Genomic DNA, 14,467 nt, shown 5'->3' with positions numbered 1-14,467 from the left:
GCACGTCCGCGGCCGCCTCCCGATTCCGACAGAACCATGACGCAGCCTACCCGTCGCCAGTTGGCCAACGCCATCCGCTTCCTTGCCGCCGATGCGGTTGAAACCGCAAAGTCCGGCCACCCCGGCATGCCCATGGGCATGGCCGACATCGCCGAAGTCCTCTGGAACGACTACCTCCGCCACAACCCGAACAACCCGCAGTGGTTCAACCGTGACCGCTTCGTGCTGTCCAACGGCCATGGGTCGATGCTGCAGTACGCGCTGCTGCACCTGAGCGGTTACGACCTGCCGATCGAGCAGCTCAAGGCCTTCCGCCAGCTGGGCAGCCACACCGCCGGCCACCCGGAACGCCATGAAACCCCGGGTGTGGAAACCACCACCGGCCCGCTGGGCCAGGGGTTTGCCAATGCCGTGGGCTTCGCCCTGGCCGAGAAGCTGCTGGCACAGCGCTTCAACCGCCCGGAACTGGAGATCGTCGACCACCGCACCTGGGTGTTCATGGGCGATGGCTGCCTGATGGAAGGCGTGTCGCATGAAGCCGCATCGCTGGCCGGCACCTGGGGCCTGCACAAGCTGGTCTGCTTCTGGGACAACAACCACATCTCCATCGACGGCAACGTCGAAGGCTGGTTCACCGACAACACCCCCGAGCGTTTCGAGGCCTACGGCTGGAACGTGGTGCGCGATGTCGACGGCCACGACCCGGAGAGCATCAAGGCCGGCATCGAAGCGGCGCTGTCGCAGGACGGCAAGCCGACCCTGATCTGCTGCCGTACCACCATTGGTTTCGGCTCGCCGAACAAGGCCGGCAAGGAATCCAGCCACGGCGCACCGCTGGGCAAGGACGAACTGGAGGCCACCCGCAAGCAGCTGGGCTGGAACTACGGTCCGTTCGAGATTCCCGAAGAGATCTACGCCGGCTGGCGCGCCGGTGGCACCGGCACCCTGCGCCAGGCCGAATGGGAACAGCAGTTCGACAAGTACGCCGCGCAGTACCCGGCCGAAGCGGCCGAACTGACCCGTCGTTCGCACGGCGAACTGCCGGCCGACTTCGTGGCCAAGGCCGATGCCTACATCGCCCAGGTCGCTGCTGAAGGCCCGACGATCGCTTCGCGCAAGGCCTCGCAGCTGGCCATCGAAGCTTTCGCCCCGCTGCTGCCGGAAATCGTCGGTGGCTCGGCTGACCTGGCGCACTCCAACCTGACCCTGTGGAAGGGCAGCACGTCGGTCGCCACCGACGATGCCAACGCCAACTACGTGTACTACGGCGTGCGCGAGTTCGGCATGACCGCCATTGCCAATGGCCTGGCCCTGCACGGCGGCTTCATCCCGTTCGACGCCACCTTCCTGGTGTTCAGCGATTACGCCCGCAACGGCGTGCGCATGAGCGCGCTGATCCCGGCCCACGCCATCCACGTCTACACCCACGATTCGATCGGCCTGGGCGAAGACGGCCCGACCCACCAGCCGGTGGAGCACCTGGCCTCGCTGCGCTACATCCCGAACAACGACGTGTGGCGCCCGTGCGATGCCGTCGAATCGGCCGTGAGCTGGAAGGCCGCGATCACCCGCCAGGACGGCCCGAGCTGCCTGGTGTTCAGCCGCCAGAACCTGCCGCACCAGCCGCGTGATGCCGGGCAGATCGCCCAGATCGAACGCGGCGGCTACGTGCTGGCCGATGCCGCCGGTACCCCGGACGTGATCCTGATCGCCACCGGTTCGGAAGTCTCGCTGGCGACCGAAGCCAAGGCCCAGCTGGATGCCGCCGGCCTGAAGACCCGTGTGGTCTCCATGCCGTCGACCGACGTGTTCCTGCGCCAGGATGCGGCCTACCGTGAGTCCGTGCTGCCGAACGCCGTGCGCAAGCGCGTGGCGGTGGAAGCCGGCGTGACCGGTTTCTGGCGCCAGTTCGTCGGCCTGGACGGTGCAGTGATCGGCATCGATACCTTCGGTGCCTCGGCCCCGGCCGACAAGCTGTACCAGCACTTCGGCATCACCACCGCCAAGGTGGTCGAGGCAGCCAAGGCGCTGTAAGCCCCTTGGAAGCTACGGAAAAGGCCGGCGCATGCCGGCCTTTTTCGTTGTATGTGTGTGGGGCGTCGCCAGGCGTGGCTTCAGCCCGTACGCGCCAGTGCCAGCCTCAACAGCCGTGCATTGAGCCGTTCGCCGACGCCCTTGGGTGCAGCCAACCCCATGCGCTGCAGGTACGGCGCATCGCCATCGCCGGCGCGCTGGCCCAGCGCGGCCCACACGGTGCGCACGGTTGCGCCGCGTGTCTGCGTGTTGCTCTTCAGCCAGCCCAGTGCCTTCACCAGCCCCTGTTCGATCTCGGTGAAATCACTGCCCAGCGGATAGTCGGGCAGGGTGCCGTCACTGCGGAAGCTCGCCAGTGCGGCCGACAGCGCCTGCGGTGAATTGCGCTGCGTGCCGGCGGGTGGCGCAGCGTCCAGTGCCCGCTTGCGCGCGGCCTTGGCCTGTTCGACCAGCGCGGACTGGAAGGGCGCTTCGGTGATGGCCAGCATGGCCTGCACGCAATCTTCGTCGGTCAGGCCGCGCAGATCGGCAATGCCGTACTCGTTGAGGAAGATGTCGCGCAGGTGGCGCGGGATGGTGGTGTGGCCGTAGTTCCAGCGCACGTTGGAGGCACGCTGGCCGCGCTCATCACGGGCGGCACGGAACATCAGCACACTGCGTGCATCCGGCAGGGCATGGGCCATCGCCACGAAGTTGTACTGCCCGCCCACGCCGGACACCACGCGGCCATCGTCCAGTGCATCGGACACCGCCGCGCCGAGTGCGGTAGCCATCATGCAGGAATTGAAGAAGCGCGCGTGGCGACGCTGCAGCCGCTCCAGTTCCTCGTTGCCGCCGTACAGCTGGTTGATCTGGCTGATCCGGCGCATGCCGATCGCATGCCGCTCGTCATCGGGCAGGTCGCGCAGCCACGCATAGAATTCCGGCGAGCCCAGGTAGAACGCCCCATGCAGGTATTCGCCCTCGGCGGCCAGGGTGGCATGGTCGGCGGTGTAGGCGCTGCCCTTGGCCAGCCGCTGCATCAGTGCCAGGTCATCGTGCACCTTGCGCTTGATGACCCCGGTCTGCACCAGCCGGCGGAAGCCTTCATTGAGCATCTCGCTGCAGCCGTACAGACCCTCCTCGAACGGGCCCAGCCCGCCGATGTCCTGCACCAGCGGGTGCTGCGCCAGCTGCGGGTCCAGTGCGTGCAGCACGCGCCGGTAGCGGGCGTTGTCGGTGTGCCGCAGCACCAGCGCATGGCTGAGCGCATCGGCCAGCGTGCCGATGCCGATCTGCAGCGTGCCGCCGTCGCGCACCAGCGTGCTGGCATACAGGCCGATGGCATAGTCGGCATCGCTGACCGGCTGCCGGGGCAGCCCGAACAGGTCCGGGTACGGGCCCGGCGGGGTGATCACCAGATCGAAGAACGTTTCCTCGACGGCGGCGCTGCCACCGAGCCAGGGCAGCTGCGGGTCCACCTCGGCCACCAGCAGTGGACGCGGCAGCCCGCGTGCGGCGATCGCATCGAGCGTGTCCTGGGTGATGTCGTTGTTGCACGACAGCGACAGCCGCGTGCTGCCTTCGCGGCGTGCCACCTTCTGCACGATCACATTCGGCGCGCGCTGCGCCACCGCATCGGCGGCGTGGGTGTAGTTGAGGCTGGTATAGCCGCGCTGCGCCTGCCGCGAACCGAGCAGGGCACCGGACTGCATGTAGAACTCTTCCACCTGCACATGCGTGGGCAGCTGGTCGCGCACGATGGCATCGGCATAGGCCAGCCGCGGGAAATCCGCACCGAAATGGCGGGCCGCGAACGGGCCCAGCAAGCGCGCTTCCAGGCCATCGCCGCGTGCCTTCGGCGGGTTCAGCGACAGCGCGGTGTACAACTGCAGCGGCCGCGACGGGTCCGCCTGGACGCGGCCATACAGCGCGTTGAGCAGCCGGTGCGGCTTGCCCAGCGCCAGGGGCGCACCTATCCGCAATCCGCCTTCCACCCGTGCCAGCAACCAGTCGACGGCGGCATCCAGGTCGGCCAGGTGTTCGGTCATGCGGGCTCCGTGCAGTGCCAAGGGGGGAAACGGCATTACAGCATGGCGGGTTTGAACGGCCGTCCACATCCGGTGCTGGCGCACTGCCGGCCACGCGAGGGCTTGACACGCGGTTCGATTACGTGCGTAATCGAATCGTCTGATTACGAGTGTAAACGATGATCCAGATCAGCGAAGCCGAGGCCGTGGTGATGGAGGTGCTGTGGGGCAGGGCACCGCGGACCGCCGATGAAGTGGTCGCGGCCCTGGCCGGTCGCGACTGGGCCGAACCCACCATCAAGACGCTGCTCAACCGCCTGCTCACCAAGGGCGCGATCAGTGCCGAACGCGACGGACGGCGCTACCTGTACCAGCCGCTGCTGCAGCGCCAGGCGTGGGTGGAGGCCCAGAGCGAGGACTTCCTCGGGCGCGTGTTCGATGGCCGTGTCGCCCCGCTGGTGGCGCACTTCAGCCAGCGCGGGCAGCTCAGTGCGCAGGACATCGCCGAACTGAAGCAGCTGATCCAGGAGCTGGGCGATGAATGAGCTGATCGATCTGCTGCTGCGCGCCAGTGCGTGGCTGGCGGTGGGCGTGCTGGTGCTGGCCGTGCTGCGGCCCGTACTGCTGGCGCTGGGCGGTGCCGCGCTGGCCTACCGCAGCTGGTGGCTGCTGCCGCTGCTGTTGCTGGCCCCGCAGTTGCCGATGCCGGCACCGGTGCTGGAGGTGGTGACCCTGCCGGTGCTGACGCTGGGCGTATTGCCTGGCCCGGTGGGCGCCACAGGCGATGCACCCGGGTGGCCGCTGGTGTGTGTGCTGCTGTGGGCGCTGGGCGTGGCCGTGGTGGCCTGGCGCAGCACCCGTGCACAGCGCGGCTTCCAGCAGGCGCTGGGCCGGCTGACCGCACGTGCCGACGGCAGCTGGCAGGCCAGTGGCGACCCGGGCCTGCCGGCCCTGGTCGGGCTGTGGCAGCCCCGCATCGTGGTCGGCCCGGACTTCGACACGCGTTTCACGTCTGATGAGCAGCACATGGTGCTGCAGCACGAGCGCAACCACCGGCGCCATGGCGACCACTGGGCCAACGGCGTACTGCTGGTGCTGCGCTGCCTGTTCTGGTTCCACCCCTTGCTGCCATGGGCGGCACGCCGTTTCCTGCGCGACCAGGAACTGGCCTGCGATGCACGCACCATCGCCCCGCATCCGGCCCTGCGCCGTCTCTATGCCACTGCGCTGCTCAAGGCCCAGCTGGCCCATCTCGCTGCACCGATGGCCTGCCATTGGCGCAGCCAACCCCTGTTGAAGGAGCGAATTGCCATGTTGAAGCAGAACGAGCGAAAGACGTTGCCGTGGGTGTCGGGCCAGGTGCTGCTGGTCGGGATGTGCGTGTCGCTGGGGGCCGTGGCCTGGGCCAGCCAGGGCGGTGGTGGTGGCGTGACGACGATCAGCGCCGAGCCGTTCGCAACGGCCCAGGCTGATGCGGCCCGTGCCGCGCTGGACCGCCCGGTGCAGGTGGACAGGATGACGCCGCCCACCTATCCCAAGAGCGCGGTGGCACTGCGCCAGACCGGCGTGGTGACACTGCAGGTGGATGTGACGGCACAGGGCACGGTGCAGGACGTGCGCGTGGTGAGTGCCACCAATCCGGGTGTATTCGACGCCGAATCGATGGCCGCTGCACGCCGCTGGACATACCAGCCGGCCCTGAAGAACGGCACGCCGGTGGCGGCCAGCGTGCGCATTCCGATCACCTTCGCGATGGATGAGAGCGAAACCCACACGGAAAACGGGGCGTGATGCGCACCTGCCGGTTGCTGCCGCTGCTGGTGCTGGCCGGATGCGCCGGCCCCGGGCAGTTGACCACGGTGGATACCCGCTCGGAAAACGTGGGTCACCAGCGCTTGAACGCGCAGCCGGCAGGCGGAGGGAGCGGGCAGGTGCAGGCCTATCAACTGGCGGCCAGCGAGGGCTACCGCATGCCGCAGCTGCACGTGGCACCGGATCCGGTGGTGGGCGAACGCGACCCACGCCGCGAACTGGCGCCCACCACGGTCTGCCTGCAGGTGGTGGTCAATGCCGATGGCCGGGTGGAACGCAGCCTGCCGTTGGCCGATCGCGCCGAATGCCTGCCGGGCAATGCCGTGGAAAACGCCCCGCTGCTGCAGGCGGCGCAGGCCGCGGTGGCGCAATGGCAGTTCTCGCCGGCGGCGGTCTGCCACTTCGGCGCGGGCCCGCGACCGCCCGACCGTGGTGACTGTGACGGTGCTGAACGTGTCGAGCCGGTGGCGGTGAGCCTGCTGTATGCCTTTACGTTCGAGATCGTGCACGGGCAGCAGACGGTGCGCACGCAGGGCCGGTAGGTCCCGGCCCTGCGCGGGGGTGGCTCATGCCCCGCCCTGGAGATTGGCTTTCACCGCTGGCTGCATCAGCTTCGGCTCGGCCAGCGTGGCATCGCGTGCTTCGCGCACGGCAACGAAGCCGGCCTCGTCCACGCCGTCATGGACATGGATGTTGCGCGCGCGCTGCTCGCCGATGGTGGTCTGGTTGGCGAACGCGCGGCCACCGGGGCCGTAATCGTGGCAGACGAACACGCGTGTGGCATCAGGCAGGGCCAGCAGGCGCTGGATCGAACGGTACAGCTGCGCCGCATCCCCCCCGGGGAAGTCGCAGCGCGCGGTGCCGCCGTCGGGCATGAACAGCGAATCGCCGGTGAACAGGGCGTCGTCGATCAGGTAGGCGATGCTGTCGCTGGTGTGCCCGGGCACGGCGATGATGCGTGCCTGCAGCGTACCCAGCGCGAAGGTTTCGCCGTCGGTGAACAGACGGTCGAACGGGCTGCCGTCTGCCGGCAGGTCGAGATGGTAGCGCGGTGCGAACGTGGCCTGCACCGCGCGGATGCCTTCGCCGATGGCCAGCGTGGCCTGCGGGAAGCGCTGCTTCAGCCAGCGCCCCGCCGACACATGGTCGGCATGGGCGTGGGTTTCCAGCAGCCAGCGCAGCTGCAGGTCCTGCTGTTCGATCACGGCCAGTACCGGGCGCACCGGTGCATCGCTGGTGGCATCGGTATCGGGGTCGTAGTCCAGCACCGGGTCGATCAGCGCCGCTTCACCGCTGGCCGGGTCGCTGACCAGGTAGCTGAAGGTATTGCTGTCGTGGTGGAAAAACGACTGGACCTGCACGCGCATGACGGTGTTCCTCGGCATCAGCCGCGAGCGTTGGCCACCAGCACGGTGTTCAACAGCTGCGCCAGGCGTTCGCCGGCCAGGCGCAGTTCACTCTCGGCCACGGGGCGGTAGCGCCCGGTGTACTCGTCACCGAGCTTACGCCCGTCCGGGTAAACCCCCTGTTTAACGGCAATGCGGCAGCTGGCTTCGGCCCAGCGCTGCGGATCGCGCTGCAGGTCGGCACGGCCCAGCTTCGGTGCCGGCAGGGCCTGCAGCACCGGCAGGTAGCCGGCATCGTCCAGCTTGCGGGTGTTGAGCATGCCGCTGTCCCACACCGAATGCAGGTTGGTGCCGCGGCCGTTGTACTGCACCTGCACGTCGTTGCCGCCCTTGTCGTGGCCGTAGCCGGCATGCATCGGCTGGTGGATGTCGCCGACCAGGTGCACGACGAACTTCAGCGCCTGCAGGCGCACGGCATCGGGCTGGCTGGCATCGCCCAGCACGGTGGTCTGCGCCTTCAGTGCTTCGACGATGCAGTTGCCGCCGTTGCAGTGCGTGGCCGGTTCATAGCGGCAGCCGTCTTCGGCGATGTTGACGTAATGCCAGCGCGCCGAGCGGCGGCCCAGGCCGGGATCCTTGGCGCGCAGCTGGTCGGCCCACGGCGCGATGCTGGACAGCGTTGCGCCGGGTTCCAGTGCCAGCAGGCGGTTCACTTCCGCACGCGCGGCCGGGGTCAGGCGCGGTTCGGCCACGTCGGCGACAAGGCGATGGCCTTGCGCGCCCCAGGCGTGGGCGGGAGCGGACAGGGAGAGCAGGGCCGGTGCCAGGGCAGCGGCCAGGAAGAGAGCGTGAAGGGATTTCATCCGGCCATTCTAGCCGGGCGGGGTTGCAGGTGGCGCCACCGGCAGTGGCCGCGCGCCCGCGGGCTGCCGCGGTGACAGAAAAAATGCCCCGGCACACACACCGGGGCAAACATGCTGCGAGGGTATCGCCGGGGAAGGGCGCCGGTGCCGTGCCCGTGCGCCCTTGCGGCTCAGAACGCGAAGACGTAGGACACGCCGTAGGCCAGCGGATCGATGTTGACCTTGCCCAGCTTCTGGCCATCGAGCTTGACGGTGCTGTCGATGTCGATCCAGCGCAGGTCCACGCGCAGCGCGCCCTTGTCGCTCACCTTGAAATCGACACCGGCGTGCGCGGCCAGGCCCCACGAATCCTTCAGCTGCAGTTTGCTGCCGGCCAGTGCGCCGTCGGTCTTCTCGCTGAAGAAGGTGGTGTAGTTCACGCCCGCGCCGATGAACGGCGAGACCTTGCCCTTGCTGTTGAAGTGGTACTGAAGGCTCACCACCGGCGGCAGGTGCTTGGTGCTACCCACCCGGCCCAGGCCGGCGATGTTGATGTCGTGCTTGAACGGCAGCGCGGCCAGCACCTCGATGCCCAGGTTGTCGGCGATGAAGTATTCGCCGGTGATGGTCGGCTTGATGTCCTTGTCGATGTCGACCTTCAGCGTGCCGTTGGCCAGCGTGCCGTTGTTCGACTTCGGCGCCACCTGGTGCACGCCGGCCGAGACGGTCCAGTCGCCCTTGGACTGGGCCATGGCCGGGGCGGCGGCCAGCGAGAGGGCGGCCGCCAGGCCGGCCAGGATCAGGGGGGAGGTCTTGCGCATGGGAGGCATCTCGTTGCGGTGGAATGGGGCCAGTGTCGGCCTCACGCCGCGCTAACGCTTTGATCCGGATCAAATCCCGCCTGCCGGCCCGGGCCCCGGCCGGCGCTGGCCCGCGGTAGCCAAGGGCGCCTGCTAGACTAATGGGCCCTATCCATCCCGCCGCATCCTTCGCGGCTGCAGGAGCTTGTGAACATGGCAATCAAGGTTGGTATCAACGGTTTCGGTCGCATTGGACGCAACGTCCTGCGCTCGGCGGTGCTGAACTTCGGCGACGACATCGAAATCGTGGCCATCAACGATCTGCTGGAGCCGGATTACCTGGCCTACATGCTCAAGTACGACTCCGTGCACGGCCGTTTCAAGGCCGACGTGGCCGTCGAGGGCAACACTCTGCTGGTCAACGGCAAGAAGATCCGCCTGACCCAGGAACGCGATCCGGCCAACCTGAAGTGGGATGAAGTCGGCGCCGACGTGGTGCTGGAAGCCACCGGCCTGTTCCTGACCAAGGACACCGCGCAGAAGCACATCGATGCCGGCGCAAAGAAGGTCATCATGTCCGCTCCGTCCAAGGACGACACGCCGATGTTCGTGTTCGGCGTGAACGACAAGACCTACGCCGGCCAGGCGATCATCTCCAACGCCTCGTGCACCACCAACTGCCTGGCCCCGCTGGCCAAGGTCATCAACGACAAGTGGGGCATCAAGCGCGGCCTGATGACCACCGTGCACGCGGCCACCGCCACCCAGAAGACCGTCGATGGCCCGTCCAACAAGGACTGGCGCGGTGGCCGTGGCATCCTGGAAAACATCATTCCGTCCTCCACCGGCGCGGCCAAGGCTGTCGGCGTGGTCATCCCGGAGCTGAACAAGAAGCTCACCGGCATGAGTTTCCGCGTGCCGACCTCGGACGTGTCGGTGGTCGACCTGACCGTCGAGCTGGAAAAGGAAGCCACCTACGCCGAGATCTGCGCCGAAGTGAAGGCACAGAGCGAAGGCGCGCTGAAGGGCATCCTGGGCTACACCGAAGACAAGGTGGTGGCCACCGATTTCGTCGGTGAGACCCACACCTCGGTGTTCGATGCCGACGCCGGTATCGCCCTGGACGGCACCTTCGTCAAGCTCGTGTCCTGGTACGACAACGAGTGGGGCTACTCCAACAAGTGCCTGGAAATGGCCAAGGTCGTGGCCGCCAAGTAAGGGCGCCCGCGTCGCAGTACAGACCCCGGCCTGGCCGGGGTTTGTCGTTTCAGGGCCTGTGGCTGTCGTAGCATGGGCCGTCCGCCCGCCGGCCATCGGGGCTGCGGGACCGCTCTGGAAGGCAGGAATGGAAGCGTTGATCGTCCTGGTGGTGCTGGTGGTGCTGGCGATCCCGCTGATGCTGGTGGTCGCGCTGGTGATGATTGCCGGCCTGCGCCGGCGCGTGGGTGCATTGGAAACCGCTCTGGCGCAGGTGCAGGAGGTGCCGGCGTCGCGACCCGTGGTGGCCCCGGCCGCCGCGCGGGAGCAGGCCCGGGACGAACCCGATGCGCTGTGGCAGCCGTCGGCGCCGCCGGTCAGGCCGCCGCCTGTCGAGCCACCGCCTGTCGAGAAGGCGCCGGTTGCGCCGCCGCCGCCGCTGCCGTCGGCCGTGCAGGCCCCCCCCCTTCCAGCCACGCCGTCCGCCCCTGCGCCGCAGGCACCGCCGCCACCGCGCGGGCCGGGTCTGGGCGAGCGCGTGCTGGGCGCGGTCAAACGCTGGTTCAGCGAGGGCAACGTGCCGGTCAAGATCGGCATGCTGGTGCTGCTGGCCGGCGTTGCCGCGCTGCTGAAGTACGTCAGTGACCAGGGCTGGCTGGTGGTGCCGATCGAGCTGCGCCTGGCCGGCATCACCGCGGCGGCGCTGGGTCTGCTGGTGTTCGGCTGGACCCAGCGTGATCGCCGCCGCCTGTTCGCCCTGGCCCTGCAGGGCGGTGCGATCGGCGTGCTGCTGCTGACCGTGTTCGCCGCGTTCAAACGCTTCGATCTGCTGCCGGCGGGGATCGCCTTCGCCAGCTCCATCGCGCTGGTGGCCGGGCTGTGCGTGCTGGCGGTGGTGCAGAATTCGCGCACGCTGGCGGTGCTGGGCATCCTGGCCGGTTTCATGGCACCGCTGTGGCTGTCCACCGGCAGCGGCAACCATGTCGGGCTTTTCAGCTATTACGCAGTGCTCAACGCCGGTGTGTTCGCCATCGCCTGGTTCCGCCCGTGGCGCGCGCTGAACCTGCTTGGTTTCGCGTTTACTTTCGGCATCGGGACGTTCTGGGGCGTGCTGCAGTACCGGCCCGACAAGTTCGCCAGCACCGAGCCGTTTCTGCTGCTGTTCTTCGCCTTCTACCTGCTGATTCCGCTGTTCTATGCGCGCCGGCTGCCGGCCGGTGGCCGCAATCTGGTCGATGGCAGCCTGGTGTTCGGCACGCCGCTGGTGGCGTTCTCGCTGCAGGCCGTCATGCTGCACGAGCAGCCGATGACGCTGGCGCTGTGCGCGTTGGGTCTGGCGGCGCTGTATGCGCTGCTGGCGCGTGCCTTCATCGCGCGCCCGGCCTACACGGTGCTGGCGCAGTCGCACGCGGTGCTGGCCGTGGGCTTTGCCACGCTGGCGGTGCCGCTGGCGCTGTCGGCACGCGCCACCGGTGCGGTATTCGCGCTGGAAGGGGCCGGCCTGGTCTGGCTGGGCCTGCGCCAGCGGCGCTGGCTGCCCCAGGTGGCCGGTGCGCTGCTGCAGTTCGGTGCGGCCTTCGCGTTCGTGGTCGGTGGCGACCACTGGGCCAGCGACCTGCGCTTCCTGCTCAACCCCACGGCCATCGGCGCCCTGCTGTTGGCCCTGGCGGGCCTGGCCTCGGCCTGGAGCTACCAGCAGCGCCAGCGGCACGACTTCGCGCTGGTGTATTTCCTGTGGGGCATGGCCTGGTGGCTGGGCGGTTTCCTGCACGACATCGTGCGTTTCATCGACAGCCGCGCGCAGGTGGATGCCGTGCTGATCCTGGCCGCGGTGACGGCCTGGCTGGTGGCCGAAGCGCAGCGCCGCTGGCCGGCGCTGGCGCTGGGCGTCACCGCGCTGCTGATGCTGGCCGCGGCGTTCCCGCTGGCGCTGCTGCAGAGCGCGATCCACCACCAGCCGTTCGCCGGTTACGGCGGGCTGGCCTGGGCGGTGTTCGCGGTGCTGGGCGTGCGCACCCTGCTGTGCCTGCGCCAGCACGGCGACGGTGTGGCCCGCATCGCCCAGTTCCTGTGGTGGCTGCTGTGGCCGACCGTGCTCTCGCTGCTGGCCCTGTGGGGGGCCGAGCAGGCGGGCCTGGCGCAGGGCTGGACCGTACTGCTGGTCACCCTGCCGTGGTGGCTGCTGGCCGCGCTGAGCGTACGCCGCTGGCCCTGGCTGCGCTGGCCGCTGGGGGAGGCGTTCGACCGTGCCCGCGTGCCGTTGCAGTGCGTGCTGTTCGCGCTGCTGGGCGTGGCATGGCTGGGCGGGCAATGGCTGCCGGGCTGGGCGGCCCCGCTGCCGTGGCTGCCGCTGCTCAACCCGGCCGAACTGGCGCAGTGGGCCAGCCTGCTGCTGGCCGCGCGCTGGCTGTACAGCGCGCAGGCACCGGCCGCGCTGCAGGGCCTGCGCGTGCCGTTGCTGGCCGTGGCCGGCTTCATCGCCCTGACCAGCATGGTCCTGCATGGCGTGCACCACTGGGGTGGTGTCAGCTGGAACGGCACGCTGTGGCATTCCAGCCTGGCCCAGACCAGCCTGACGGTGCTGTGGAGCGTGCTGGGCGTGATCGCCTGGGTATGGGGCTCGCGCCGTGGCCAGCGCGTGCTGTGGATGGTCGGTGCCGTGCTGATGGGCGTGGTGCTGGCCAAACTGGTTCTCATCGATCGCCAGCACCTGGGCAACCTGCTGGGCATCGCATCGTTCATCGCCTACGGCCTGCTGTGCACGGTCGTGGGCTATCTGGCCCCGGCGCCGCCGCGCGCCGCTGCCACGGAGGAAACCGCATGAAGACATGGCGCCGCATCCTGCTGCTGGCCGGCCTGGGCCTGATCGGCAGTGCCGGTGCGCAGAGCACCGACTACCGCCAGCAGTACGCCGAACAGTGGCCGCTGATCCTGTCCAGCACGCAGTCCGGTGCGTACCGGGTGGTGCTGGAGCCGGACATCTATCGCCGTGCGTGGTCGCCGGCGCTGGCCGATGTGCAGGTGTTCAACGCGGCCGGGCAGTCGCTGCCATCGGCGCTGCTGGCGCCGGACCAGCCGCTGGCGCAGCCGCCGGTGCAGCGCGAGCTGCCGTGGTTCGTGCTGCCACCGCTGGATGCGCGCCAGCGCAATGACCTGCAGCTGCTGACCGAGCGCGACACCGATGGCCGCGTGCGCCGTGTCGAAGCGCGGCTGGGCGGGGGCGCGGACGCGCCGACCGCCGGTGGCTGGCTGGTCGATGCCAGCGTACTGGGCCAGCAGCCCATCGCGGCACTGGTGCTGGACTGGGAAGACAGCGTGCAGCCGTTGCAGGCGCAGGTGCAGGTGGATGCCAGTGACGACCTGCAGCACTGGCGCCCGCTGCTGGGCAGCGCACCGCTGGTGGACCTGCAGCGTGCGGGCAAGCGCCTGCTGCAGCGCCGCCTGCAGGTGGATGGCGCTGCCCGCTACCTGCGCATCCTGCCGCAGGGCACGGCCCCGCTGCCGCCGTTGCGGGGCATGCTGGCCGAACTGCCGCCGGCCCCGGCCACGCTGCCGTGGGAGTGGTTGTCGCTGCCACCGCAGGCGGCAGGGAAGGGCGAGTACACCTTCACCCTGGACGGGCGTTTCCCGATCGGCCGCGCCAATGTCGAAACCGCCGACAACAGCCTGGTGCAGTGGACGCTGTACAGCCGCGATGACGACAGCGCGGAGTGGCAGCGCCGCACCGCACCGTGGATCGCCTACCAGCTGAAGCAGGACGCGCAGGGCGCAGCGACGCAGTCCGAACCGCAGGTACTGGCCGTGCCGACGCGTGACCGCTACTGGAAGCTGGTGGCCACGCCGGCCGAAACCGCGACCGCACCGACCCTGCGCCTGGGCTACCAGCCCGAAGTGCTGGTGTTCCTCAGCCAGGGCGCCGCCCCGTATGCGCTGGCGGTGGGCAGCGCGACGGCCCGGCGTGCCGATGCGCCGGTGGGGGTGATGATCGATGAACTGCGCCAGCGCAATGATCCGGCGTGGCAGCCGACGCTGGCACGGCTGGAGGGCGCCCCCGAACCGTTGGCGGGCAAGGCGGCACTGAGCCCTGCACGCGACTGGAAGGCGTGGTTGCTGTGGGCGCTGCTGGGTGCCGGCGTGCTGGTGGTGGGCGGATTGGCGGTGAGCCTGCTGAGGCAGAAGCCTGCGCCTTCAGACGATCCGTAGATCCACGCCATGCGTGGATGTTTTCCCCTGAACGATCGAAATACCTGATTCTGGCTGGGATTCATCCACGCATGGCGTGGATCTACCCCTCACGGCTGGGAACAGGCGTGCTGCTGGTAGGTGGCTGACCGGTAGATCCACGCCATGCTTGGATGCTTTTCCCTGAACCATCGAAATGCCCGGTTCCGATCGGGATGCATCCATGCATGGCGTGGATCTACCCC

At 68.8% G+C, this 14,467-nt stretch carries 11 protein-coding genes; 7 read left to right on the top strand and 4 right to left on the bottom strand.

All coding sequences use genetic code 11. The features are described from left to right. Nucleotides 1-36 precede the first annotated feature (36 nt). Nucleotides 37-2,034 carry a transketolase gene (tkt, locus tag Q9R17_RS04305; protein ID WP_308157214.1) on the top strand — a complete coding sequence of 666 codons (1,998 nt, stop codon included), beginning with the start codon at nt 37-39 and terminating at the stop codon, nt 2,032-2,034. Nucleotides 2,035-2,114: 80 nt separating this feature from the next. On the opposite strand, the gene Q9R17_RS04300 is transcribed toward tkt, so the two are convergent. Continuing rightward, complete coding sequence (locus Q9R17_RS04300) at nt 2,115-4,064, bottom strand: acetyl-CoA hydrolase/transferase C-terminal domain-containing protein (protein WP_308157213.1); 1,950 nt, start codon at nt 4,062-4,064, stop codon at nt 2,115-2,117. Between the two features lie 158 nt (nt 4,065-4,222). Between Q9R17_RS04300 and Q9R17_RS04295 the strand changes: the two genes are divergently transcribed. Genes Q9R17_RS04295 through Q9R17_RS04285 form a run of 3 tightly spaced genes read left to right on the top strand, consistent with a single transcriptional unit; the run spans nt 4,223 to nt 6,397 of the window. Further along, the gene (locus Q9R17_RS04295; RefSeq protein WP_308157212.1) at nt 4,223-4,588 is read left to right on the top strand and encodes a BlaI/MecI/CopY family transcriptional regulator; all 366 of its coding nucleotides are present in this window, start codon (nt 4,223-4,225) and stop codon (nt 4,586-4,588) included. Then, on the top strand, nt 4,581-5,834 hold the full coding sequence (locus Q9R17_RS04290; protein ID WP_308157211.1) for a TonB family protein: 1,254 nt from the start codon (nt 4,581-4,583) through the stop codon (nt 5,832-5,834). Before Q9R17_RS04295 ends, Q9R17_RS04290 begins: the two co-directional genes overlap by 8 nt. After that, the gene (locus tag Q9R17_RS04285; RefSeq protein ID WP_308158273.1) at nt 5,834-6,397 is read left to right on the top strand and encodes a hypothetical protein; all 564 of its coding nucleotides are present in this window, start codon (nt 5,834-5,836) and stop codon (nt 6,395-6,397) included. The genes Q9R17_RS04290 and Q9R17_RS04285 overlap by 1 nt, the downstream gene beginning before the upstream one ends. A 24-nt stretch (nt 6,398-6,421) precedes the next feature. Here Q9R17_RS04285 and Q9R17_RS04280 read toward each other — a convergent pair whose 3' ends face one another. From Q9R17_RS04280 to Q9R17_RS04270, 3 genes are all read right to left on the bottom strand, one after another. After that, nucleotides 6,422-7,222, bottom strand: a complete 801-nt coding sequence (locus Q9R17_RS04280; RefSeq protein WP_308157210.1) for an MBL fold metallo-hydrolase — start codon at nt 7,220-7,222, stop codon at nt 6,422-6,424. A gap of 17 nt (nt 7,223-7,239) precedes the next feature. Further along, nucleotides 7,240-8,064: a S1/P1 nuclease gene (locus tag Q9R17_RS04275; protein ID WP_308157209.1), complete on the bottom strand. Its 825-nt coding sequence runs from the start codon at nt 8,062-8,064 to the stop codon at nt 7,240-7,242. A 170-nt stretch (nt 8,065-8,234) separates the two neighbouring features. Further along, a complete protein-coding gene (locus Q9R17_RS04270) occupies nt 8,235-8,864 on the bottom strand; it encodes an OmpW family outer membrane protein (RefSeq protein WP_308157208.1) in 630 nt (209 codons plus the stop codon). 192 nt (nt 8,865-9,056) lie between these two features. Here Q9R17_RS04270 and gap point away from each other — a divergent pair, with 192 nt between their 5' ends. The 3 genes from gap to Q9R17_RS04255 all read left to right on the top strand — a co-directional run bounded on the left by gap (nt 9,057) and on the right by Q9R17_RS04255 (nt 14,243). Then, nucleotides 9,057-10,061, top strand: a complete 1,005-nt coding sequence (gene gap / locus Q9R17_RS04265) for a type I glyceraldehyde-3-phosphate dehydrogenase (protein ID WP_308157207.1) — start codon at nt 9,057-9,059, stop codon at nt 10,059-10,061. A 127-nt stretch (nt 10,062-10,188) separates the two neighbouring features. Further along, nucleotides 10,189-12,864: a DUF2339 domain-containing protein gene (locus tag Q9R17_RS04260; RefSeq protein ID WP_308157206.1), complete on the top strand. Its 2,676-nt coding sequence runs from the start codon at nt 10,189-10,191 to the stop codon at nt 12,862-12,864. After that, nucleotides 12,861-14,243 (top strand): DUF3999 domain-containing protein, encoded by a 1,383-nt coding sequence (locus tag Q9R17_RS04255; protein ID WP_308157205.1) that lies wholly within the window; start codon nt 12,861-12,863, stop codon nt 14,241-14,243. Before Q9R17_RS04260 ends, Q9R17_RS04255 begins: the two co-directional genes overlap by 4 nt. Nucleotides 14,244-14,467: the final 224 nt, after the last annotated feature.

The sequence above is a fragment of the Stenotrophomonas sp. 24(2023) genome (assembly GCF_030913365.1).
Classification (GTDB): Bacteria; Pseudomonadota; Gammaproteobacteria; order Xanthomonadales; family Xanthomonadaceae; genus Stenotrophomonas.
Note: the sequence above shows the minus strand (reverse complement) of the source record. Positions and strands in the feature narration are given on the sequence as shown.